This is a genomic window from Pseudoalteromonas sp. T1lg24, from assembly GCF_002964745.1.
Lineage (GTDB): Bacteria > Pseudomonadota > Gammaproteobacteria > Enterobacterales > Alteromonadaceae > Pseudoalteromonas > Pseudoalteromonas spongiae.
Window position 1 is genome coordinate 119,551 of record NZ_PQCB01000001.1, and the last position, 24,560, is coordinate 144,110.

Below are 24,560 nucleotides of genomic sequence, written 5' to 3' on the forward strand. Positions count from 1 at the left end.
GTTTTAGTGGCATAAATTTGAGAATCAATTTAAACCAACTAAACTTTAAAAAGATGTCGATAATTAATTCGCTTAATTAGACATAGTAGCGACAGGTGTAAGTTAATTAAAAGGATAGAGTTATGAGTTCGTTATTAATTGTTGAAGACGAACAGATTGTTGCATTAAGCCTTAAGATCGAGCTTGAGTCACTAGGTTATGAGGTCGTGGGTATTGCCAATAGTGAAGATGAGGCACTTGCCCTGTTCACAGAGAAAAACCCTGACCTTGTTTTAATGGATATCAATCTTGAGTCGGGCGGCAGCGGTATTAATGCTGCCAAAAAAATCAATGCCATAAAAAATATTCCTATTATTTATGTTACTGCATATGCCAATGATGACATTATCGAGTCTGCAAATTCAGCTAATCCTATTGGTTATATAGTAAAACCCTACAACCTTAGAGAAGTAAGAGCCGTTATTGAAACAGCACTTAATCGCTTTCGTTATGAAGATGAAATAACCTCATCGGAAGCGCGCCTTAAACTCGCAATTGAAGCTGCCAACCTTAATGTATGGGAATACAACCCTGAAGCAGAACATTTAGTATTTACTGGTACTGAAATGCTGCAAAAATACTTCGGTCATTTAAGTCCGCTACCATTTAATGAATTTATGAGCATGGTACATGAGCAAGACAAATGGAAAGTTGAATCGCTGTTAAAAGAAGGGCAAAAATCCAATCAAAAAATCCGAATTAAATCGCCACTTAGCGATGAACAATATTGGTTCGAAGTCTATACCAGCGATATCAAGCTACAAGGTGGCGATACCCCAATTGGGGCAATGAAAGACGTTACCGAAACTGAAACCTATATTCGTGAGTTAAAAGTATCCAAATCTGTATTCAGCCATATTGCAGATGGCATTTTAGTACTCAATAAAGACTGTGAAATTACCAAAGCAAACCCTGCTTTTTGCAAATTAATTGGGTACCCGCTATCTCAATTGATTAATAAAAACTACCACGCCATTGTAAAACGAGAGCGCGCTGAAGATATTAACCAACAGCCGTGGGAGGACCTTTGTTCACGGCGAGAAGAAACTTTTAAAACTGAATCTGGCGAATTATTTTACGCACTGGTTAATGGCAAATTAATATCACATCAAGACCAAAGTGATGAGTTGGTAATGATAGTTACCGATATATCTGAATTAAAAATGGCTGAGCGTAAGCTACAATACCAAGCCTACCGCGATGAACTAACAGGTATGTATAATCGCACTTACATGAACCGTGCATTCGCTAACCCTCAAGAGTTCTTTGATTCAGGTAAATTTACACTTATGTTTATTGACCTTGATTCTTTTAAACTGATCAACGACACCTACGGACATTCATACGGTGATGTAATTTTGGCCGAATTTGCATGGCGACTTAAACATATCTTCCGCTCCTCTGACATTATGATACGTCATGGTGGTGATGAGTTTGTATTGATGTTAGATGGTCAGCTCACAGCCAACGATATTAGTAAAATTGCTAACTCAATAAACAAAGCAATTTCAGAACCCTTCAAATGCAAAGATGTCTCGATTTCTCTCACATGCTCAATTGGTATTGCGCAGTGGGACGATACTATTAGCGATACATCTGATCTGATGAAACGAGCTGACATCGCCATGTACGCGGCGAAAAATGGCGGTAAAAATGATTTTCGTTTTTACCAAGAAGATATGGGAAGCTCAGCTCAGTACCAATTGTTTTTAGAGCAAGGTTTAAAGCTTGCCATTGAAAATGAACTGCTAGAACTTTGGTTACAGCCCATTTTTGATAATAAAGGCGAAATATCAAGTGCTGAAGGGCTTTGCCGCTGGCGTGATAAAGCAACGGGGTTTATTTCACCCAATGACTTTATTCCAATCGCAGAATCAAGCTGGCTTATTTTTCCACTTGGTGAGCTGATGCTGAAAAAAGTATGCGATGCGATTGAGCATTTAAGTAACGCCGGCTTTACTGATATAAAGCTAGGCTTAAATCTATCTGCTAAACAGCTTTCACATCCGTCTCTGCCGGCAAAATTCGAAGAGATTATTAGCAGTAAGCAAGTTTCACCTAACAACATAACATTAGAAATCACCGAAACGGCATTAACTGATACACCTGCAATTAAAAATATTGAACGGTTACGAGAGATTGGATTTTCCATCGCACTAGATGACTTTGGCCGCGGCTACTCATCATTAGAACTACTGCAACAATTTGATCTTGATATATTAAAAATTGATAGAGTGTTTATTGAAGGGATCCCTGATGATAGTAAAGCACGAAAAGTATGCGAACACATGGTGAACTTGAGTAAGTCGTTAGGCTATAAAGTTGTCGTAGAAGGCATTGAATCGGCAAAACAAAGCGAGTACTTCGCACAAGACCCAGCGATTCATCAGCAAGGGTTTTATCATTCTAAGCCAATGCCAGTATCACTGTTTTTGTCACTGCTAGGTGGTCAATCGCATAGCGCACCTGAACAACACTTTGCAGTAGATGAACAGTAATCCAGTAATTTACTTCGCATACGATAGATCAAAATGGAACTGAAAGTGAGAGTATTTTCCAAGTTCACTTTCAACCTTAATTGTGCCGTTTGCCTGTTTGGTAAATAACCCTATAAGCGTATGACCAAGCGAACTGGCGCGATTGAACTGCTCGATATCAAAGCCGGTTCCGTTATCTTTGATTGATAAATCCAGTCCTTCTTCCACTTCTTCAGCAAAAATAGTGATCAAGCCTTTTTCTGCACCTTCAGGAAAAGCATGCTTTTGAATATTCGTTAGTACTTCATTTATAACAAAGCCAATCGGCACCATAATGCTAATTGGCAAATAAATCGCTTGGCTCGGTAGCTTAAGTTCTACCTTGTAAGGGGCATGGTTTATACCATCTAATAAGATTAATTGTGCCAACTTAGCAGTGTACTCTACAAAGTTAATTTTAGAGCTATTCTCTTGCTCGTAAAGTAATTGATGTACCAACGCAACTGAACGTATTCGTTGCTGACAGGCTAGTAACTCGTTTGCTGCACTTTCTGGCACATGCTGCTGTTGCAGCTTCAATAAACTGGTTATTACTTGTAAGTTATTTTTTACGCGGTGATGAATTTCATTGAGCAGAATACTTTTCTCTTCAAGCATTTTGCTTAGCCTGTCATTCGCAGCCAATAACTCAGAAACATCCGACACGGTTGCCAAATAGTTGATTTCCATATTATCTGCATAACGCGTAATACATACCTCAACGGGTAACGATTCATTATCTAATGCAAGTAGCGCCTGAAACGGTTCGCTTGTTGGGTTTTGAGTGGTTAGATCATTTATTATAGTGGTAATTTCTCGCTGATCTTTCTCGGTAAATACATCAATAAAATTACAGGGGCTTAATCCCTGTGTAAACGGCGACAACATCGCAATGGCTTTGGCATTCAACCATTCAATTCGCCCTTGCTTATTGAGTAAAATAATCCCCTCAGATACATGGTTTACAACCAGTTTGAAGCGCTCTTCATTCTCAAGCAACTGCTGCTCAAAATACTTACGCTCGCTAATATCATGTGCAGAGCAAATAATATTGGAAGCCGTTTCTGACTGAGTATCAAGATTAGCAACCACAACATCAACTTTAAAAAACTGTTCATCAACCCAAATTTGGCTATCAAAACGCTGTTCTATGCCTGTACTTTTCACTTTTTCTATGGCGCTTTGCAATTGTTTTTTGGTAGTTGGATCACGTTGCCAGGCTTGGGTATTGGCAAGCTCAACACTCTGCTCATTCATATCATTTTGCAAATCATAATTGGCGGTAATCACCTCGCCTTGCTCATTAATAATCACAACATATGATGACAAGCCATTGATGATGGAGCTCAGGAATTTTAGCTCTTGATTTAACCCCGCAATCTCTCGCATATCTCTTAGGATACTGACACTTTGGTACTCATCGTTTTCTAAGAAGCTGCCAATGGCTATTTGCAGTGGGATCCGTTGCTTCTGCTTATCAATTCCGTAAACATTGCGTCTATCCAGCATATTTTTAGACTGCGTTTTTTTTGTAAACTCTTGGCGATACCCCTGATGCGTTTCTTTTAACTCTCGGGCCATTAAGTCTTCAATAAATTTATTTGAAAACTCACTTGATGAATAACCAAATAGCGTCTGCGCTGCATGATTAGCGGCAAGCACCTTGCCACTATTATCAGCATGAATAATGCCATCTGGTGATGCATCAAACAGTTTTCCAAATTTTCCAACCGATTGATTTAATTTGTTGATATGCCAAATAACTAATCCGGTAAATATAATAATCACCAAACAAATCATTGCGGAGGTTAAATAGCTATAAAAAAGCTGAGTTTCAATTCGATTTAAAAAAGTGCTATTTGACTGACGTATTTTTGGTAAGACTTTTTCAACAATATTATTAACTGCATTCGCAGCTAGTGTGTCATCCACTTTCACTAGTCGATCTAATTCGTCAACGGTTAGCTGCCCAGGTAATGAAAAATGTGTTTCTAAGTTAAAGTTATATTCATTTAATGTGGCTTCTAGCAACGCTAAATTTTGTACAACATCGGATTCGTTGGACATTTCACGAATTTCACGCATTAGTCGTTGTGCTTTTGCATAGCTTTCCTTTGCATCATGAAAGTATTGATGATCTCTGCGAATAACATAGTTTTTGAAATGATGGATATAGCCTGAGTAACCAACTGTGCGCTCTAGTTCATGCAACTTAATTAGCAACTCAGTGTTGTCTGTAATTATTTGCGATAAGGTTGCCTGCTCTTGCTTTAATTTATGAGCGTCGTAAAAAGTGGTGCTAAATACAAGAATATTACAAAGTATTGAAAACAGCAGAATGAGATTAATTTTAGCAGACTTGGTCATTGCGCTTATCCTAAAGTTCCGTTTACTAGGAAGTTCGACTAATAAGTATTGGTAACTTTATAAATTAAATCAATTTTTTAACGCAATAAAAAAGCCAGCGCATTGCGCTGGCTTTTTTGACAAGTAGGTAACTTGAGGGACGACTACATCATTCCACCCATGCCACCCATACCGCCCATGCCACCCATATCTGGTGCAGCTGGCGCATCTTGTGGTACTTCAGCAACCATAGCTTCAGTTGTGATCATAAGACCAGCAATTGATGCAGCAAATTGTAGTGCTGAACGCGTTACTTTTGTTGGGTCAAGAATACCCATTTCAATCATATCGTTGTATTCACCAGTTGCAGCGTTATAACCGTAGTTACCTTCACCTGCTTTTACTGCGTTAACAACTACAGATGCTTCATCACCTGCATTAGAAACGATTTGACGAAGTGGTGCTTCCATTGCACGAAGTGCAACTTTAATACCGTGGTTTTGGTCTTCGTTGTCACCTGTTAGGCTTTCGATTTTGCTAGCAACACGTACTAGAGCAACACCACCACCTGGTACAACACCTTCTTCAACCGCTGCGCGAGTTGCATGTAATGCATCTTCAACGCGGTCTTTCTTCTCTTTCATTTCAACTTCAGTAGCAGCACCTACTTTGATTACTGCAACACCACCAGCTAGTTTAGCTTGGCGCTCTTGTAGCTTTTCTTTGTCGTAATCTGACGTTGCTTCTTCGATTTGTGCTTTGATTTGGTTAACACGTGCGTCAATTGCGCCTTGCTCACCAACACCATCAATAATTGTTGTATCATCTTTAGTGATAACTACACGCTTCGCTGAACCTAAATCTTCAAGCTGAGCTTTTTCTAGGTCAAGACCCACTTCTTCAGAGATTACTGTACCGCCAGTTAGAATTGCGATGTCTTGTAACATTGCTTTACGACGGTCGCCAAAACCAGGTGCTTTAACCGCTGCAACTTTCACGATACCGCGCATGTTGTTAACAACTAATGTTGCTAGTGCTTCGCCTTCAAGGTCTTCAGCAATAATAAGTAGCGGCTTGCTTGCTTTTGCAACAGCTTCAAGTGTTGGTAGAAGCTCACGAATATTAGATACTTTTTTGTCTACAAGTAGAATAAATGGGCTATCTAGTTCAACTACACCTTTCTCAGCATTGTTGATGAAGTAAGGCGATAAGTAACCGCGATCAAACTGCATACCTTCAACAACGTCTAGTTCGTTTTCAAGTGCTTGACCGTCTTCAACAGTGATAACACCTGACTCACGACCAACGCGCTCCATTGCATTAGCAATGATGTCGCCGATTTCAGTGTCTGAGTTAGCTGAAATAGTACCAACTTGTGCAATTGCTTTTGTGTCTGCGCATGGAACAGATAGTGCTTTAAGCTCTTCTACCGCTGCTGCAACTGCTTTATCAATACCGCGCTTAAGATCCATTGGGTTCATACCCGCAGCTACTGATTTAAGACCTTCGTTTACGATTGATTGTGCAAGTACAGTTGCTGTCGTTGTACCGTCACCCGCTGCATCGTTTGCTTTAGATGCAACTTCTTTAACCATTTGTGCACCCATGTTTTCGAACTTGTCTTCAAGTTCGATTTCTTTTGCAACTGATACACCATCTTTAGTGATTACAGGAGAGCCGAATGACTTGTCTAAAACAACGTTGCGGCCTTTAGGACCAAGAGTAACTTTAACTGCATCTGCTAATACATTTACACCCGCAAGCATTTTAGCGCGAGCATCACCTGCAAAACGTACGTCTTTTGCTGCCATGATTTAATTCCTTAAAATTCTGTTAAAACCGATAATTTAAAAACGAAAAATTAACCAACAATACCTAAGATATTGTCTTCACGCATGATCAAGTACTCTTGACCGTCGATTTTTTCAGTTTTTTCTACGTAAGAGCCGAAAAGCACTGTGTCACCAGCCTTAACTTCTAGTGCACGCACTTCGCCGTTCTCTAACACGCGGCCATTGCCCGCTGCAACAACTTCACCACGTGAAGATTTTTCGGCAGCCGAACCTGTAAGTACGATACCGCCTGCTGATTTAGTTTCTTCTTCAAGACGCTTTACGATAACGCGATCATGTAATGGACGAATGTTCATTATTGGTTTTTCTCCTGATTTAATTTTCTATCTCAGAAATAAGGCCTAAAGGCCCAAAAAAGTTAGTTATGCAATTTATGGGGATTAAAAAATAGATCCCAAGGGGTTTATTGCAAATTTTTTAGTCTTTTCGCTCAAACTCACCCTCTAATGTATTAGACGGTTTATTTGATTGAATATGTGTTTCAGTAAATTGCTCACGCTCAGGTGACTGAGTGTGTGTGAAAGATGAATAATAAAAGCCACCTCCTTGCTGCGGATTGGTCATTTTCACCTTAGCTTGCGACATTAAATTAGCGGCAAGACGCTTACGCACAACTGGGGTTAGTAACAAAAAGCCAATGACGTCGGTCATAATACCTGGGGTTAATAGCAACACACCGGCAATAATCACGCATAAGCCCGCAAACAACTCTTCTGCCGGCATTTGCCCTTGCGCCATTTGACCTTGCACGTTTTTCAGCGCATCTGTTCCCTGTTGCTTTACTAATTTAGCACCGACAAAAGCCGTTACAATAACAAGCGCAATGGTACTCCAACCACCAATCACTTCGCTTACCTGAATAAGCAGAGCTATTTCAACAATCGGGACAACAATAAAAAGAAAAAATAAGGCTTTAAACATAGCGCTTCCTTAAAAATAGATGAAATGAATATTGGGGTTTTCAGGTCTTAATTCAAGCTTAGGAAAAATACAGCTTAAAGAATCAACCTTTTCGCTGTTATCTAATCACCCTGTTTTAATGATCATTCATGATATTTAATGTATAAAATGTGAGACTTACACATTTTCTGAAGGTTCAGTATGGCTAATTATCAATTAGTACTAACAACGTGTGCAACAAAAGATGACGCACATGCCATTGCAAAAACACTGCTCACAAAGAAACTTGCTGCCTGTGTAAATGTCTTACCACAAGTTGAGTCTTTTTACATGTGGCAAGGTAAAATGGCACACGATATGGAAATTAAGCTGTTTATAAAAACCCAAGCAGCCAAAACTCACGTATTAATCGACACATTAAAACAGATCCACCCGTATGATGTGCCTGAAATTCAAGTGATTAATATCACTGATGGCAATGACGAATATTTTAGTTGGATAGATGAGGTACTCGCGTAATGCGCTTTATAACTTTTGGCTGTGTGTTGTTACTAAACACGCTTTTTGCCTTTTTAGGTCAACCGGCAAACGCCAATACCACCTTTAATGATCTTATAAAAACCAGTCAACCTCAGTTTTTAAAGGTCGATGAAGCATTTAAAATCGATTTTGATCAGCAAGGCTCAACCTTATTTATAGGCTGGGATATTGCTGATGGTTATTACCTTTATAAAGAAAAGCTAGAATTTGTTGCCAAAGGTGCTGAGTTAACACTGCCAAAATTACCTAAAGGTACTGACCACGAAGATGAGTACTTTGGTAAAACGCAAGTGTATTTTAATGAGCTCACTACAGTCTCTAAACTCGATAATGTAGTAGAGGGTGCTTACGTAAAAGTGCGCTACCAAGGCTGTGCAAAAGCGGGGCTGTGTTATCAACCTGTCATTGTGGAAATTCCACTAACGGCTTTCCAAAGCTCATCAGCTGACAAAACTACAAACGATAGTATTTCAGAAGCACCTGTAACGCCTTCAAATGAATCTAACAGTGAGTTATCACTTACAGACAAGTTAAACCAGCAAAGCTTACTAACTAATTTAGCCATCTTTTTTGCATTGGGTTTAACACTGGCCTTTACACCGTGCGTATTCCCAATGTTCCCTATTCTTTCAAGCTTAATTGCAGGCCAACAAGGGTTATCAACTAAACGCGCGTTCACCTTATCATTTGTCTATGTGCAAGGTATGGCGATTACCTATGCGCTGCTTGGTTTAGTGGTAGCATCACTTGGCGGTCAAGTACAAGGATATATTCAGCACCCTGCAGTACTGATTAGCTTTAGTATTTTATTTGTGTTATTAGCACTTTCGATGTTTGGCTTATATGAATTCAAATTGCCAGAAAGTTGGATGACGCGCTTAACGCAATTATCGAATAACCAAAAATCGGGCAACTACCTAGGCGTATTTATGATGGGTGTATTGTCTGGTTTAATCGCCTCGCCATGCACTACAGCGCCATTATCTGCTGCATTATTATATGTTGCACAAAGTGGCGACTACTTTGTCGGTGGCATTACGCTGTATGTGCTAAGCCTTGGTATGGGTATTCCACTTCTATTATTAGGTACCTCTGGCGGTAAGTTATTACCAAAAGCAGGCGCTTGGATGGAGCAAGTAAAAACCTTATTCGGCTTTATTATGCTAATGGTACCGCTGATTTTATTAGAGCGCATCGTACCTTGGCATATTATTGTAATGATTGGTTCAGGCTTATTATTAGTAACCGGTGTTTACCTTTATTACTGGCATACTCTTACGACTAACAATAAAGGCAAAACAGCACTCTGGTTAGTATCGTTTGTCATGGTATTTAATGCACTTACGTCAATTAGCCAACAAATTTGGCCATCAGACTCTGCGAAAGTAACAGCAAATACATCTGCTGATGTACATGGCCAGTTTATTCACGTTACTAATTTAGAAGAGCTAGATGCAGAAGTGAGTAAAGCAGCAGCACAAGGAAAGCTTGTGATGTTTGATTTATACGCAGACTGGTGTGTTGCTTGTAAAGAGTTCGAAAAGTACACTTTCCCAGATGCTAATGTGCAAGCAGCGTTTAAAGACTATGTGTTAATTCAAGCTGATTTAACGGAATCTAATGATACCACTATCGCCTTTATGGAACGCTTTGATGTATTCGGCTTGCCAACAATTTTATTCTTTGACCGTCAAGGCAAAGAGTTACCTGACCATCGCGTTACTGGTTTTCAAAATGCTGATGAATTTTCAGCCCACTTAAGCGCCCTTTCTAATAAATTCTAACTACCTCGGTCTAATCAGCAAACCATCCTCCCCTGCTGATTAGACCAGTATTTTGCTGCTATATTCTGCGAACTCTCTATAATAATACGCCATCGTGAGAAAAACTTGCTATTTACCACGACAAACCTTAAGTTAAACGTGGAATTTACAAAAAATAGCAAACCTCAATGATTTAATAGGAAGTTCACGAAAGATGACTGCACGTTTACGAGTTTTAGTATTAAATGGCCCAAATTTAAACATGTTGGGCAAACGCGAACCTGAAATATACGGTGCGCAAACATTAGCTGAAATAATGCAACACTTAACTCAGTACGCAGATTCAAACAACGTGGCACTGACGCACTTTCAAAGTAATAGCGAAGCCGAATTAATCTCAACGATTCATTCAGCATTTGAGCAGGTTGATTTTATTATTATTAACCCTGCCGCATTTACGCATACCAGCGTAGCACTGCGCGACGCATTACTCAGTGTAGCGATTCCTTTTGTTGAGGTACATCTGACAAATATTTATCAAAGAGAAGCGTTTCGCCATCACTCCTACTTTAGTGATGTTGCAAAAGGCGTTCTTTGCGGATTTGGTGCGAACGGTTACAAAATGGCATTAGACGCTATCTTGGCCGATCGCTAAACACACATTTAAATAAAATATTATAAGGCGGGTCGTTAGAATGGATATTCGCAAAATCAAAAAGCTTATTGAACTTGTTGAAGAATCAGGTATTGCTGAATTAGAAATCACGGAAGGTGAAGAGTCGGTACGTATTAATCGTCATAGCTCTGCACCAATGGCTGCTCCAGTTCATTACGCTGCAGCTCCTGCTGCTGCGCCAGTAGCAGCTCCGGCAGCGGCACCTGTTGCAGCTGAAGAATCAGCAGCACCTGCTGTTGTTTCAGGCCACCAAGTTAAATCACCAATGGTAGGTACATTCTACCGTGCATCTTCACCTGAAGCGGCATCATACGTAGAAGTTGGCGACACAGTAAATGTGGGTGACACTTTATGTATCGTAGAAGCAATGAAGATGATGAACCAAATTGAATCTGATAAAGCGGGTGTTGTTAAAGCGATCTTAGTAGATAACGAAGATGCTGTTGAGTTCGACCAACCTCTATTTGTAATCGAATAATACACGCAGAAGGCAACCCTTATGTTAGATAAAGTTGTAATTGCAAACCGCGGCGAAATCGCCCTGCGTGTGCTGCGTGCATGTAAAGAGCTCGGTATAAAAACTGTTGCTGTGCACTCAACTGCAGACAAAGACCTAAAACACGTTTTACTTGCAGATGAAACCATTTGTATTGGTAAGCCACCTGCATCTGAAAGCTATTTAGATACAACACGTATCATTGCGGCGGCAGAAGTAACTGACGCTGTAGCAATTCACCCAGGTTACGGTTTCCTATCAGAAAATGCCGACTTTGCAGACCAAGTTGAGCAAAGTGGTTTTATTTTCATTGGCCCGAAAGGCGACACTATTCGCATGATGGGTGACAAGGTTTCACAATCGACGCTATGCGTAAAGCCGGCGTTCCTTGTGTTCCAGGTTCTGATGGTCCACTTTTAGACGACAGCGAGCGCAACAAGCAAATCGCAAAACGCATTGGTTACCCAGTAATCATCAAGGCTGCTGGCGGTGGCGGTGGTCGTGGTATGCGTGTAGTGCGTAGCGAAGAAGAGCTAATCGATTCAATTGCATTAACGCAAACAGAAGCGAAGCAATTCTTCAATAATGGCGTTGTTTACATGGAGAAATTCCTTGAAAACCCACGTCACATTGAAATTCAAGTTCTTGCTGACGGTCAAGGTAATGCGGTTCACTTAGGTGAGCGTGATTGTTCAATGCAACGTCGCCACCAAAAAGTGGTAGAAGAAGCGCCAGCACCAGGTATTACAGCAGAAATGCGTAAAAACATTGGTGAACGCTGTACACGTGCATGTGTTGAAATTGGCTACCGCGGTGCAGGTACATTTGAGTTCTTATACGAAAATGGTGAATTCTACTTTATTGAAATGAATACACGTATTCAGGTAGAGCACCCAGTAACAGAAATGGTTACTGGCATCGATCTGATTAAAGAACAGCTAAAAATTGCAGCTGGCCAACCATTATCAATTACTCAAGATGATATTGTAATTCGTGGTCATGCGATTGAATGTCGTATTAATGCGGAAGATCCTGAAACCTTTATTCCATCACCAGGTAAAATCACACGATTCCATCCTGCTGGCGGCTTAGGTATTCGCTGGGACAGCCACATTTACGCTGACTACTCAGTACCACCGCATTACGATTCAATGATTGGTAAGCTTATCACTTACGGTGAAAACCGTGACGTAGCGATTTCACGTGCTAAAAACGCACTGAACGAGCTTGTAATTGATGGTATAAAAACCAACACCCCGCTTCACAAGAAAATTCTTGCTGATGAAAACTTCCATAATGGTGGCACAAACATCCACTATTTAGAGAAGAAATTAGGGTTGTAAATCCTTAGAAAAAAGCCAGCAGTTGCTGGCTTTTTTATTTCTCTAATTTTGACTTGTACAGTTGCGAACATTTAATAATCAATTGATTAATAAAATACATTTTTTACCCTATTGGCTAGTGACAAGGCAATTAAAAGTTCTTATACTTCTCACCGCTTAGTTATTACAAAACTATAACTAACGCGTCTTAAATGGCCCTATAGCTCAGTTGGTTAGAGCACACGACTCATAATCGTTAGGTCCCTGGTTCGAGTCCAGGTGGGGCCACCATTTTATTATTGTTCCAAAACGCAAAAACACTCTCAAATATTCGCACCCTAATGCTGTACATCGTCTAGCTATTCGTGTTTTCCAATCATTTTTATTTGCTTAGTAGAAATACTTAACTACGACTATCAACCACCTCAACCTGGTAACAAAAATAACACCTCATTTACATTTGTTTATATTTCAGTTGATTAAGATGTAGACGCAGAACAAAAAATGAGCAAGTATAAATTTACTTAGATAACAACTAAGTACTCTTTTTGGGTAGCAGCAAACATTTAGAACAGAATTTATAATAAGGATGCGGAATGATCAGCTTAATTCTATATTTCACACTGCAGTTACAAGCAAGTGGCATTGCTATGGATACAGGCGCAATACTTTCAGATGTTGGTGGTGCGGAAATTATGGCGTCAAATCCAAAAGATAAACCTCAAAGACCAACTAAGCCACCAGAGTAATACTGGATTATTGGAATAAAAAAGGCGCTTTAAGCGCCTTTTTTAAAATGCAGAATCTGCTGGGTAATTTCTACCATAGAATATTTCATGCATTTCGCGCGAAAGCTTGTGACGTATTTCCTGCTGCTCATCTTCAGATAAATCATCTGTTGTAATACCGAATAAATACGCATTTAAATCGGTTTCTTTAAGCATCATTTTTGTATGGAACAAGTTTTCTTGGTATACATTCACGTCAATCATTTGATACGCGTCCTGCGTATCTTCAGTCATAAAGTTCTGAATTGAATGAATATCATGATCAATGTAGTGCTTTTTGCCATCTACGTCACGAGTAAAGCCGCGCACACGATAATCAATCGTCACAACATCAGACTCTAATGAGTGAATTAAAAAGTTCAACGCTTTAAGTGGTGAGATAACACCACAGGTTGATACCTCGATATCCGCTCGGAAAGTACAAATACCGTCATGAGGATGCTCCTCAGGGTACGTGTGTACACAAATATGGCTTTTATCTAAGTGTGCAACAACTGAGTCTGGTAATGGACCCGGCTCTTCTTGCTGAGCTGTCGCATCGGCTACTGGCTCTTCAGAGATAAGAATAGTTACACTAGCACCTTGAGGGTCGTAGTCCTGGCGAGCAACATTTAGAATATTTGCACCGATGATATCAACTACTTCACCTAAAATATCGGTTAGGCGTTCAGCACTGTACTGTTCATCGATGTATTCAATGTATTCTTTACGTTGTTGTGGTGTCTTTGCATAACACACGTCATAAATACTAAAACTAAGGCTTTTTGTTAAGTTATTAAAACCGTGTAACTTTAGCTTTTTAAATGGCTTTGGCACTATAAACCACCCTCAATTGTATAAAATAATCGCGATTTCGCTTTTGAAGAGGGCGGATTTTATATGAAAATCCCCCCGCGCAAAAGTACTATTTTTGCTATTCTTCAATGATCTCGTAACTGTGTGTAATATCGACTGTTTTATCTAGCATAAGTGCTACTGAACAGTACTTTTCAGCCGACAAACTAATTGCACGTGAAAGATGCTTTTCAGACACATCTTTACCAGTAACTACAAAGTGTAGATTAATTTTAGTAAAAACTCGTGGAGTTGTTTCTGCACGCTGTGCAGAGAGCTTTACTTCAAGGTTGGAAAAGTTTTGTTTTGCTTTATTTAAAATGCTAACAACATCAACAGAAGAGCAGCAGCCTGCTGACATTAAAACCATTTCCATAGGGCTTGGCGCAGCGCTATCACTACCTGTATCAAACACCACATTATGGCCCGAGTTAGAAAGCCCAACGAAGGTATCTCCGTCGACCCATTTCACATTTGCTTGCATTGTTTACACTCTTGTTTATTAATCTACAAACGATTGTATGTAAGCAACACAAGATAGCAATAAAAAGCGCTAACTAACAGTGTGAATATAGCTAGGAAACAGCTGAATCAAATAAGTTTTTAACGAGCCCTGAAAACTCATCAATAAAGGCATGTTGTTCAATCGTAACAGGTTGATTAACAACGCCCGATAGCACTTCCTGTAGATCGTACACAATACCGTCAACTTCACGCATAATCACACTGCGGTCATCAACACTTAAGTCTTCATGCTGCATGCAAAAATTAATGATTTGCTCAGCAATATCATCTTCAATCAATGCCATTACTGTAGGCGCGCCTGGTCGAACTTCTCCTGGCTTTTCGAACAAGGATAAGTGTTCTGTTAAGTACATGATAAGCTCATCATAACCTTGCTGATCAATTACCATTTATTTATCTACCTACTACGTGTATTTGATATGACTATTTTAAGCAGATTAGTTAAATAAATACTACCCTGCACTTTTTTATTACTTCTAATACCAACTCTGCTAACTATGTTTTTAGCTATTACACTGATTAACTCACATACTCACATCGCGAAACTTTTAAATGTAGTGAGGCTACATTAATAAATTTCAGCGCAACTCGCTCTACAGCTAACTCCCAAAAAAGTGAGCTATTTAAGTAAATAGGTATCACCTTTCTTCCAATAACTATAGACATAAAAAAAGCAGCTTGCGCTGCTTTTATAGTTAAAACTTATTACTAAATTTTTATGCCTGGGCTTAATGTTGCTGGCATTGCTACTTTTTCAAGCTCTACCGAGGCAACTGGGTATGCACAGTAATCAGCTGCATAGTATGCACTTGCTCTGTGGTTACCAGATGCACCAATACCACCAAATGGTGCGGCACTTGAAGCACCGGTAATTGGACGGTTCCAGTTAACAATACCCGCTCTGATACGACGTAAGAAATGGTCGTAATCAGCTGCATTATCACTTAATAGGCCTGCTGAAAGGCCGTAGTCTGTATCGTTACCTTTATCGATTGCTGCATCGAAATCAGTGTAACGGAATACTTTTAGCAATGGACCGAAATGCTCATCATCAGGGAAATCAGCAATATTTGAACACTCAATAATCGCTGGTGTAACAAAACCTGTGCCCGCAGTGTGTGTCATTTCAATTAGTGACTCACCACCTAGAGATTGAAGCTGAGCTTGTGCATCCATCATTGATTTAGCAGCGGCTTCTGAGATCATTGAACCCATAAACGGTTGATCTTCATCGTCGTAAAAACCAACTTTAATTGCTTTAGTTGCTTCAATTAGCTGTGACAGAATCACATCGCCTTGTTCACCTGCAGGTAAGAATAACTTACGTGCACATGTACAACGCTGACCGCTCGATACAAACGCTGATTGAATGATATCGTGAACAACTGCTTTAGTGTCTGCTACATCTTTAACGATTAGTGGGTTATTACCACCCATCTCTAACGCTAAAATTTTACCTGGCTGACCGCCGTATTGCTGGTGAATTAAATGACCAGTACGCGATGAACCAGTAAAGAATAAACCATCAATACCACGATGAGATGCTAGCGCTTTACCTGTTTCAACTTCACCTTGAACTAGGTTGATTACACCTTTAGGTAGACCCGCCTTTTCCCACAATTGCAGAGTTAACTCGGCAACCATAGGGGTTAGTTCTGATGGCTTAAAGATAACTGTGTTACCAGCAAGTAATGCAGGAACAATGTGACCGTTAGGCAAATGACCAGGGAAATTATAAGGACCAAATACCGCAACAACACCGTGTGCTTTATGACGAATTACAGCACGGCCTTGAGGCATCGGGTTTTCAACAGTACCTGTGCGCTCTAAATACGCTTTTTCAGAAATACCGATTTTGCCGATCATTGCGCCAACTTCTGTTGCTGTTTCCCAAAGCGGTTTACCCGTTTCAAGTGCAATGGCTTTGGCAAGCGCATCTTTATTTTCAGCAAGCTGTTCAGCAAACTTTTTAACAATCTCTAAACGCTGTTCAAATGTTAAATCTGTCCAGCTATAAAACGCTTCGCGTGCTGCGTTGATTGCTGCGTCAACTTGACCTGCTGTTGCAGCCGTTGCTGACCAAATTACTTCCCCTTTTGCAGGGTTTAACGAGCTGAATTCAGCTCCTTCACCAGCTAACCACTGGCCATTTATAAACTGAGCGGCGTGAGTCATCTCAATTTCTCCTAACTATTTAAAGTGGTGCGATAGTGATCACATCACCTTCTGAAACATGTAGCGCATTTGCAAGTTCAGCAGACAAAGTAACTGTCTCGCTGTTTGCATCCAAGGTCATTGTCGATAGTAACGCTCTAAAGTCAACCAACTTGTGGTTTGACAGCATAAAACTTGCCTCTGAACCTTGTGCCATATCACCAATTACCACAGTGCGGTTTTGGCAATCGCGGATTGTTTTGATATTACTAATATCTGCTTCTACCGTTGGCCCTGCATCAAAAATATCTACATAGCCGTTAAACGTGAAGCCTTCGCTTTTTAATAACTCAATTGCTGGACGGGTTTTATCATGCACCTGACCAATTACCGCTTGTGCGTCTTTACTAAGTAAATTTACATAAATTGGGTATTTTGGCATTAATTCAGCAATAAACACTTTCTGGCCAATACCTGTCAGGTAGTCTGCTGTTGGAAAGTCCATTGAGAAGAAGTGCTCTTCTAACCATTGCCAAAACGGGCTTTCGCCGTTTTCATCAGATACACCGCGCATTTCAGCTAATACTTTACTAGCAAAGCGCTCTGCATGCGCATTCATAAACATAAAGCGCATTTTTGATAATAACTTACCATTTCCACCTTGACGGTAATGATCTTGTAGATACAAAGTGCATAGCTCTGTTGCACCCGTATAATCATTACATAAAGTGAGAATATCCACGGCTTTGTAAACATTCAGTTCACGAGAAGAGTGGATCACTTTACTTAAGTGATAATGGTAAAAGGCATCATCTAAGCCAACTGCCGCTTCAATTGCAGATGTACCGACAACTTCGCCAGTCGCCAAATCTTCCATTACAAACAAATAACCCTCATCCTCAGGATGAGAAACCGATTTGCTAAAGCTTTGCTCTGAGCGCGCTATTTTACGCTTAAGCAGGTCTTCATTTTGTGGCAAAGACGTGAAGCCATGACCTGAATCTTCAGCTATCTTCATTAAAGCTGGATAATCCGAGCTTTTAATCGGACGAACGATAATCATTAGTAGCCCCTATATTAAAATTAAGAAAAGCAGCCAAATGCTGCTTTTCTGTCTTTGCTCTTAGCCTTTAACAACCTGTGCTACTGCTTTTGCAAAGCGAGCCATACCCTCGCGGATATCAGCTTCTGGAATTACCAATGATGGTGTAAAGCGAATTACGTTTGCACCGGCAACAAGCGCCATCACACCGTGCTCAACACCTGCTGTCATAAACTCTTTTGCGCGACCTTTGTATTCGTCAGTTAACGCTAAGCCAAGTAGCAAGCCTTTACCACGTACTTCTGCAAATACGTTGTGTTCAGCATTAATTTCTGCAAGTAGCTCTTTGAAAAGTGCTTCTTTAGCCGTTACACCTTCAAGTACTTCTTTTGTGTTAACGGTGTCAAATGCCGCTTCAGCTACTGCACATGCAAGCGGGTTACCGCCGTATGTCGAACCATGCGTACCCACTTTTAAGTGTTTAGCAATCTCAGTTGTTGTAAGCATAGCACCAATTGGGAAACCACCACCTAGCGCTTTCGCTGTAGATAAAATGTCAGGTGTTACACCTAAGCCCTGGTAAGCGTATAAATCGCCTGTACGGCCTACACCAGTTTGTACTTCATCAAAAATAAGTAACGCGTTGTGCTTATCACATAGCGCACGTACACCTTGCATAAATTCGCTAGTTGGGCTTACAACACCACCTTCGCCTTGTAGTGGCTCAAGCATTACTGCACAGGTGTTATCTGAGATAAGCGCTTCTAATGATGCTAAATCGTTGTAGTCAGCGTGCGCGATGTCGCCTGGTTTAGGACCAAAGCCATCCGAGTAAGCCGCTTGACCACCTACAGTTACGGTGAAGAATGTGCGACCGTGGAAACCTTTATTAAATGAAATAATTTGTGATTTTTCAGCACCAAAATTATCAAGTGCCCAACGACGTGCTAGTTTTAGTGCAGCTTCGTTAGCTTCTGCACCTGAGTTTGCAAAATATACTTTATCTGCAAATGTCGCTTTAGTTAGCTTTTCAGCTAGGCGAAGTGCTGGCTCATTAGCCCATACATTTGAAAGGTGCCATAATTTTTCACCTTGTTCTTTCAATGCTGAAACAAGCGCTGGATGACAGTGACCTAAGCAGTTAACCGCGATGCCACCGGCAAAGTCGACATACTCGTTATCTTGTTGATCCCATACTCGTGAACCTTCACCTTTAACCGGAATAACCGCAGATGGTGAATAGTTAGGTACCATTACTTGGTCAAATAATGCTCTTGAAACTGTCATTTTAACTCCTCATTAATTTTTCGGTACACAAGGTTTTATTACGCTTTTGTGTTACCTAAGCCCGCTAAATCGGGCAAAATTCGGACTGACATTATTCCAGAAAATTCCCCTACTGTCTTCCTTAAAAATAGCCCTAACACCTTTAAATACAAGGGTTTCGGATAATATTTCATGTTATATGAATAACTATTTTGTTTAACACACCTATCTTCTACCAAACTTCACTATGTAAGCTAGTGAATTACTTTGTTTAGTGAAATTTATTCACATTGCATGAATAGGCGTAAAAAATTAAGAAAAAGTAAGGATAATTATCGCTCAATGCGTAATTGCAGATTCTGCAAGCTAGTACTTGCTAGTAATTTGAGTTCTTTACCGCTAAATTGATAATGCGTAAACAGCGCTTTTGCTTCGTCGGGTTCGATTAAGGTATGTTTTTGTAAAAACTTATAATAACTGTATGCGCGCCCTTTCAAAACTGTTTGCGCTAACGGTAAACACTCATCAAATGGCTTATTCTCGGCGATATCTTGCATAGCCTGTGCAATAGGAAGGTATTTTAAGCTCATATGCTCTATCAGCTTACAGGACAAACGCGCGCCTTTCTCTACCATCAAGTTTCGTAAAAATAAGGCTTCAGGTTTTATTTCTGAGAGCGCGGTATGGCGATCTTTATTACCATTTTCACGCGCTTCACGGGAGTTTTTCTCCCACAGCGCATCAAATAGTCGAAGATAGAGACGAATTAACGCCATATTTCCTAAACCATGAAACATTCCGAGTACGAATGGTTTGTAACCATCTTCTCCCTTTTCTTCAGCTAAACTACGCGATGCAATTCCCGCAGCCATACCGGTTTCCCATAGCTTGCGTTTTAACATTTGGAATGGCGCAGTACTGTGAGGTGTCCAGTGCTTTAATGAGAATGTCGGTACAATCAGCTTTAAGTTTTCAAGACCGATATAACGCAGCGCAAGCGACGGATTATCGACTCTTACTGCCTTAGCTGGATCTTTTTCAGGGCGGTATTGTGGCAAATTAATAAACTTAAGGATCTCCTCACCTAACCAATGTAAATCGGTGATAAGTGGGTCGATGCGACCAACCGAGGCTGATTTAACTGCCAAAATGTCTAAGGTTGCAGGAATATTGTCTTGAATTTGAATAATTTCTTTATAAATGTATTCAACATTATCCATGCACTTATCAATTTCATCTTCGATTTGCTGGTGCAGATCAGCATTTACATCGGCAATAAATTGATGGTTGCGAGAGTCTTGTTTTTCACGGGCTTTTGCTGCAACTTGCTCAACTTCTAACAGCTTTCGTACCGGTAGGGGTTCGCCGTAATTAACATCGAGTGTATGAATATAACCAATTTGCTGCTGTGCAAACTGCTGACCTAACAATAAGTCGTGAAATCGACCAATTAGCATTTCTGCTTGCCATTTTTGCTTTGTCGCTTTATTCATGTAAAAAACGATTACCGATACGTAGTTATAAAGTTGTTTAGTAGTGCTAATCCAGATTGCGTTAAAATGGCTTCAGGGTGAAATTGAACCCCTTCTAATGCCAAGCTCTCATTCTTGAGACCCATTATTTCGTCTTGTTGTCCATCTGCATCCACGCTCCACGCCGTAACACTTAAATCTGTTGGTAAACTTTGCTTTTCAACGACTAAGGAGTGATAGCGACAAACCTCCAATGAGTTTGGCAAATTAGTGAATACACCTTGATTAGTATGGATTATTTTTGATGTTTTACCATGCATTACTTGTTTTGCTCGCACCACATTCGCACCTAACGCTTGCGCGATCGTTTGATGACCAAGGCAAATTCCGAGTATTGGCAGCTGGCCTTTTAGTTGATGCACAACATCAAGAGAAATCCCAGCTTCGTTTGGCGAACATGGGCCAGGTGAAATGACAATATATTGCGGTTTTAACTTGGCTATTTCAGAAACTGAGAGCTCATCATTGCGCACCACTTTCACATCAACATCAAGGCGCTGGAAGTACTGCACTAAGTTATAAGTAAACGAATCGTAGTTATCGATCATTAACAACATGGATGCACCTATGTATAGAAAAGCCAGGCTAAACCTGGCTCTTGCTTGGCATTATGTGGCCAAGATTATGGGCGTGGGATCATACCTAACGCATTGTAAACCGATTTAAGCGTTGCTTCTGCACGCGCACCCGCTTTTTCAGCACCAGATTTCATAATGCTGTTAAGCAATGTTTGGTCTTCACGAATTTCTTTAAAACGCGTTTGAATCGGCTCAATCATACTAACCACAGCTTCAGCTGTGTCTTTTTTCAGGTGGCCGTACATTTTATCTTCGTACGCAGGTACAAGCTCTTCAATCGATTTGCCAGTTGCCACAGAAAGCAAGGTTAATAAGTTTGAAACGCCGGCTTTCTCTTGCGGGTCAAAATAAATGCGTGCTTGCTCGTCTGAATCGGTAACGGCTTTCTTAAGCTTCTTTTCAATCTTTTTAGGTTCATCTAATAACATGATGTAACCATTTGGATTGTCGTCAGACTTTGACATTTTCTTAGTTGGATCTTGGAGGCTCATCACTCGCGCGCCAAATTCTGGAATGTATGGCTCTGGAATTTTAAATACGTCGCCATATAAATTATTAAAGCGTGTTGCGATATCGCGCGTTAATTCTAAATGCTGCTTTTGATCTTCACCCACTGGCACCTGATCCGCTTGATACAGCAAAATATCTGCAGCTTGTAATACTGGGTAACTAAATAGGCCAACATTAATGTTATTCGCATTTTTAGCTGACTTATCTTTAAACTGCGTCATGCGATTAAGCTCACCCATTTGTGCATAACAGTTTAACACCCAGCTAAGCTGTGCATGCTCTGGTACTTGTGATTGGACAAATAGCGCTGATTTTTCAGGATCAATGCCACACGCAGCATAAAGCGCAATACCATCTAATACACGTTGCTTTAACACTTCAGGTTCTTGACGAACAGTAAGCGCATGCAAATCAACCAGCATAAAGTAACAATCATGATCTTCTTGTAATTTAAGCCACTGGTTAATGGCACCGATATAATTACCAATTGTCATACCGCCGGTGGGCTGAATGCCACTTAACACTACAGGCTTTGTCATGATTTTCCTTTACTAATTTAATTTACAAATAAGGTCGACAATTTTAAATGCTTCAAGATTGGAAGCAAGCATTTGTCGACCTGAATTTCACATTTTTTAAGATTTTACGTGAGACAGTTGTTCACGCATTTGCTCGATTACGTGCTTGTAGTCAGCTTGATTGAAAATTGCCGAACCTGCAACGAACATGTCTGCGCCCGCCTCTGCAATTTCAGCGATATTATTCACATTTACACCACCATCAATTTCTAAACGAATATCGTAGCCAGATTGATCGATCAACTTGCGAACTGCGCGCAGCTTATCAAGCGTATTTGGAATAAATTTTTGTCCACCAAAGCCTGGGTTAACTGACATTAATAAAATAACGTCTAGTTTATCCATAACATATTCTAGACAACTTAGCGGTGTTGCTGGGTTTAGTACTAAGCCTGCTTTGCAACCATGTTCTTTGATTAATGAAAGTGTACGGTCTACATGCTCACTTGCTTCTGGGTGGAATGTAATTATGCTTGCACCTGCATCGGCAAACATTGGAATAAGTGTATCAACTGGCTTTACCATTAAATGCACATCAATCGGCGCTTCAATTCCATAATCACGTAGTGCCTTACACACCATTGGTCCAATTGTTAAATTGGGTACGTAGTGATTATCCATCACATCGAAATGCACCACATCAGCACCAGCTTTTAAAACATTGTCGACTTCTTCACCTAGACGCGCGAAATCAGCTGACAGAATAGAAGGTGCAATTAAAAACTGCGACATAACACTACCTCAAATTTTTTTGTTAACACATTGAACGGGAAGAGAGAATTGCTCAATTACAAGCAGCACATACTGTAACCTATTTTTTCTTAAAATTCACCTTTACAAATGGTTAACATTTATAACATAATTTGAGATGGAGTAGTTGTATTTTGCGTTAAATTACCGTTGTTTTGTCCCTAAAACTTGGTTAAGCTTTAGTCATGTTACTAATAGGAAGAGGCAGAACATGATGTTTAGCAAATGGATAAAACACACTGTGTTGGCAACAACTATTACGGTGTTTTCTGCAGCTTCGTATTCATTAATTGCAAAAAGTAACACCACATCACACGGCTGTAACTGCCCTTCAAAACTCCAAGTCGCGAGTACTGAATATTTCCCAACTGGCAGTTGCCAAGCTCGAGCCGCGAATCAAAGCTGGTTTTCTTGGTTCATTGGAAAAAGTCGCAGTTCTCAATTTCATTATCTAGACTTACTTGAACTGCTTGAGTCAGGCAAAAAAGAAGCACAAGCGAATTATTCAACTCACATAAGATAAGGATCGTTATAATGCAGTATTTACAAGCCGTTTTAGCTGCATTATTTGGCGTACAGAGTAGCAAGCGACAACATCATCACTTCAAAAACTTATCGGTAAGGTACTTAATTGTGCTTGGGATTGTACTAACAGCTGCCTTTGTTTTAACAATTACGTTTGTTGTTCAGCTGGTTGTAAGTTAAATCTCGTAGTCCACGTCAGCTTTGTATAACGCCATTAATTCACCCACTTTATTACGCTTATTTCCTTTCGGACTAATTGTGCGCTTTACTTGGATCACATCAAGGCTCGCTTGCGCGTAAATTTTACGTGTCCATAACGTGTCGTGGTTAGAGATTAAAACGGAATTACCTTGATTAAACGCCTGACTTTCAGCCAGATTAGCAAGGTTAGCTTGATCGTCTAAATCAAAACCGCCTTTAGCATAACTAGTAAATGACGCAGTTTTACTTAACGGAACATAAGGAGGATCACAATAAATAACCGCATTTTCCGGAATAGCTTGAAATACTTCTTCGTAATTTAAGCACGTAAAGATCGCTTGCTGCGCTTTTTCTGCAAAAAAATACAATTCATTCTCAGGGAAATAAGGGCGTTTATATTTGCCAAATGGTACGTTGAATATGCCTTTTTTATTATAACGGCAAAGACCGTTGTAGCCGTGACGATTCATATATAAAAATAGAATCGCACGCTCATAGGCATCTGATGACGCATTGAATTGTTTACGATACTCATAGTAAACATCAGCATCATTATTTACATCAACAAACAATTTCCGCGCATCGGCAATAAACTCATCAGGATTATCTTTTAATTCATTATAGAGATTGATGAGATCTGCATTAATATCATTCAAAATATAATGCTTAAATTGCGTATTGAGGAAAACAGAACCAGCACCAACAAAAGGCTCAACTAACGTATCTGCTGTTGGTAAGCGCTTAGAAAGCTCTTCAACTAAACTGTATTTGCCGCCTGCCCATTTTAAAAATGCGCGTGTTTTTTTGTTCATGCTAGCTGGTATTT

23 protein-coding genes, 1 tRNA gene and 1 pseudogene are annotated in these 24,560 nt (G+C 40.1%); 10 read left to right on the forward strand and 15 right to left on the reverse strand.

From position 1 onward, the window contains the following. The first annotated feature begins 122 nt into the window (after nucleotides 1-122). Complete coding sequence (locus C2M30_RS00500; protein WP_105170290.1) at nucleotides 123-2,537, forward strand: EAL domain-containing protein; 2,415 nt, start codon at nucleotides 123-125, stop codon at nucleotides 2,535-2,537. A 9-nt stretch (nucleotides 2,538-2,546) separates the two neighbouring features. On the opposite strand, the gene C2M30_RS00505 is transcribed toward C2M30_RS00500, so the two are convergent. The 4 genes from C2M30_RS00505 to C2M30_RS00520 form a co-directional block, all read right to left on the reverse strand. Further along, a complete protein-coding gene (locus C2M30_RS00505; RefSeq protein WP_105170291.1) occupies nucleotides 2,547-4,922 on the reverse strand; it encodes a PAS domain-containing sensor histidine kinase in 2,376 nt (791 codons plus the stop codon). Between the two features lie 143 nt (nucleotides 4,923-5,065). After that, on the reverse strand, nucleotides 5,066-6,712 hold the full coding sequence (gene groL / locus C2M30_RS00510; RefSeq protein ID WP_105170292.1) for a chaperonin GroEL: 1,647 nt from the start codon (nucleotides 6,710-6,712) through the stop codon (nucleotides 5,066-5,068). Between the two features lie 50 nt (nucleotides 6,713-6,762). Beyond that, a complete protein-coding gene (locus C2M30_RS00515) occupies nucleotides 6,763-7,050 on the reverse strand; it encodes a co-chaperone GroES (RefSeq protein WP_010562115.1) in 288 nt (95 codons plus the stop codon). Nucleotides 7,051-7,171: 121 nt separating this feature from the next. Then, on the reverse strand, nucleotides 7,172-7,675 hold the full coding sequence (locus tag C2M30_RS00520; RefSeq protein ID WP_105170293.1) for an FxsA family protein: 504 nt from the start codon (nucleotides 7,673-7,675) through the stop codon (nucleotides 7,172-7,174). Between the two features lie 180 nt (nucleotides 7,676-7,855). On the opposite strand from C2M30_RS00520, the gene cutA reads away from it, so the two are divergent. From cutA to C2M30_RS21435, 7 genes and pseudogenes are all read left to right on the forward strand, one after another. Beyond that, complete coding sequence (gene cutA / locus C2M30_RS00525; RefSeq protein WP_105170294.1) at nucleotides 7,856-8,173, forward strand: divalent-cation tolerance protein CutA; 318 nt, start codon at nucleotides 7,856-7,858, stop codon at nucleotides 8,171-8,173. After that, the gene (locus C2M30_RS00530) at nucleotides 8,173-9,978 is read left to right on the forward strand and encodes a protein-disulfide reductase DsbD (protein ID WP_105170295.1); all 1,806 of its coding nucleotides are present in this window, start codon (nucleotides 8,173-8,175) and stop codon (nucleotides 9,976-9,978) included. The genes cutA and C2M30_RS00530 overlap by 1 nt, the downstream gene beginning before the upstream one ends. 193 nt (nucleotides 9,979-10,171) lie before the next feature. After that, nucleotides 10,172-10,612, forward strand: coding sequence for a type II 3-dehydroquinate dehydratase (gene aroQ / locus C2M30_RS00535; protein WP_100914190.1), 441 nt, complete (start codon nucleotides 10,172-10,174; stop codon nucleotides 10,610-10,612). A gap of 40 nt (nucleotides 10,613-10,652) precedes the next feature. Beyond that, nucleotides 10,653-11,111, forward strand: a complete 459-nt coding sequence (accB, locus tag C2M30_RS00540) for an acetyl-CoA carboxylase biotin carboxyl carrier protein (protein WP_105170296.1) — start codon at nucleotides 10,653-10,655, stop codon at nucleotides 11,109-11,111. A 21-nt stretch (nucleotides 11,112-11,132) separates the two neighbouring features. Continuing rightward, a pseudogene (gene accC, locus C2M30_RS00545) lies at nucleotides 11,133-12,472 on the forward strand (acetyl-CoA carboxylase biotin carboxylase subunit). Between the two features lie 193 nt (nucleotides 12,473-12,665). Then, nucleotides 12,666-12,742: transfer RNA gene (locus C2M30_RS00550), tRNA-Ile, on the forward strand. Between the two features lie 305 nt (nucleotides 12,743-13,047). Continuing rightward, complete coding sequence (locus C2M30_RS21435; RefSeq protein WP_157813512.1) at nucleotides 13,048-13,200, forward strand: hypothetical protein; 153 nt, start codon at nucleotides 13,048-13,050, stop codon at nucleotides 13,198-13,200. Between the two features lie 42 nt (nucleotides 13,201-13,242). Here C2M30_RS21435 and speD read toward each other — a convergent pair whose 3' ends face one another. The 10 genes from speD to rpe form a co-directional block, all read right to left on the reverse strand. Beyond that, nucleotides 13,243-14,055, reverse strand: a complete 813-nt coding sequence (speD, locus tag C2M30_RS00555; RefSeq protein ID WP_100914192.1) for an adenosylmethionine decarboxylase — start codon at nucleotides 14,053-14,055, stop codon at nucleotides 13,243-13,245. A 97-nt stretch (nucleotides 14,056-14,152) separates the two neighbouring features. Next, nucleotides 14,153-14,557: an OsmC family protein gene (locus C2M30_RS00560; protein WP_100914193.1), complete on the reverse strand. Its 405-nt coding sequence runs from the start codon at nucleotides 14,555-14,557 to the stop codon at nucleotides 14,153-14,155. 91 nt (nucleotides 14,558-14,648) lie between these two features. Beyond that, nucleotides 14,649-14,987, reverse strand: coding sequence for a DUF3802 family protein (locus tag C2M30_RS00565; protein WP_010562124.1), 339 nt, complete (start codon nucleotides 14,985-14,987; stop codon nucleotides 14,649-14,651). A 319-nt stretch (nucleotides 14,988-15,306) separates the two neighbouring features. Next, a complete protein-coding gene (astD, locus tag C2M30_RS00570; protein ID WP_100914194.1) occupies nucleotides 15,307-16,773 on the reverse strand; it encodes a succinylglutamate-semialdehyde dehydrogenase in 1,467 nt (488 codons plus the stop codon). 19 nt (nucleotides 16,774-16,792) lie between these two features. Further along, nucleotides 16,793-17,815, reverse strand: a complete 1,023-nt coding sequence (astA, locus tag C2M30_RS00575) for an arginine N-succinyltransferase (RefSeq protein ID WP_010562126.1) — start codon at nucleotides 17,813-17,815, stop codon at nucleotides 16,793-16,795. A gap of 60 nt (nucleotides 17,816-17,875) precedes the next feature. Beyond that, complete coding sequence (locus C2M30_RS00580; protein WP_105170297.1) at nucleotides 17,876-19,081, reverse strand: aspartate aminotransferase family protein; 1,206 nt, start codon at nucleotides 19,079-19,081, stop codon at nucleotides 17,876-17,878. A gap of 311 nt (nucleotides 19,082-19,392) precedes the next feature. Beyond that, nucleotides 19,393-20,553 (reverse strand): HDOD domain-containing protein, encoded by a 1,161-nt coding sequence (locus C2M30_RS00585; protein ID WP_105170298.1) that lies wholly within the window; start codon nucleotides 20,551-20,553, stop codon nucleotides 19,393-19,395. Between the two features lie 11 nt (nucleotides 20,554-20,564). Then, a complete protein-coding gene (locus tag C2M30_RS00590; protein ID WP_105170299.1) occupies nucleotides 20,565-21,149 on the reverse strand; it encodes an anthranilate synthase component II in 585 nt (194 codons plus the stop codon). Nucleotides 21,150-21,214: 65 nt separating this feature from the next. Then, nucleotides 21,215-22,219, reverse strand: a complete 1,005-nt coding sequence (gene trpS, locus C2M30_RS00595) for a tryptophan--tRNA ligase (RefSeq protein ID WP_010562130.1) — start codon at nucleotides 22,217-22,219, stop codon at nucleotides 21,215-21,217. A gap of 96 nt (nucleotides 22,220-22,315) precedes the next feature. Continuing rightward, on the reverse strand, nucleotides 22,316-22,990 hold the full coding sequence (rpe, locus tag C2M30_RS00600) for a ribulose-phosphate 3-epimerase (RefSeq protein WP_105170300.1): 675 nt from the start codon (nucleotides 22,988-22,990) through the stop codon (nucleotides 22,316-22,318). A 229-nt stretch (nucleotides 22,991-23,219) separates the two neighbouring features. Between rpe and C2M30_RS00605 the strand changes: the two genes are divergently transcribed. Beyond that, a complete protein-coding gene (locus C2M30_RS00605; protein ID WP_138629905.1) occupies nucleotides 23,220-23,531 on the forward strand; it encodes a hypothetical protein in 312 nt (103 codons plus the stop codon). Between the two features lie 11 nt (nucleotides 23,532-23,542). Then, the gene (locus tag C2M30_RS00610; RefSeq protein WP_105170302.1) at nucleotides 23,543-23,713 is read left to right on the forward strand and encodes a DUF2970 domain-containing protein; all 171 of its coding nucleotides are present in this window, start codon (nucleotides 23,543-23,545) and stop codon (nucleotides 23,711-23,713) included. Here the strand turns inward: C2M30_RS00610 and C2M30_RS00615 are convergent. Beyond that, on the reverse strand, nucleotides 23,710-24,546 hold the full coding sequence (locus C2M30_RS00615; RefSeq protein ID WP_105170303.1) for a Dam family site-specific DNA-(adenine-N6)-methyltransferase: 837 nt from the start codon (nucleotides 24,544-24,546) through the stop codon (nucleotides 23,710-23,712). The two genes, C2M30_RS00610 and C2M30_RS00615, sit on opposite strands and share 4 nt — an antisense overlap. Nucleotides 24,547-24,560 lie beyond the last annotated feature (14 nt).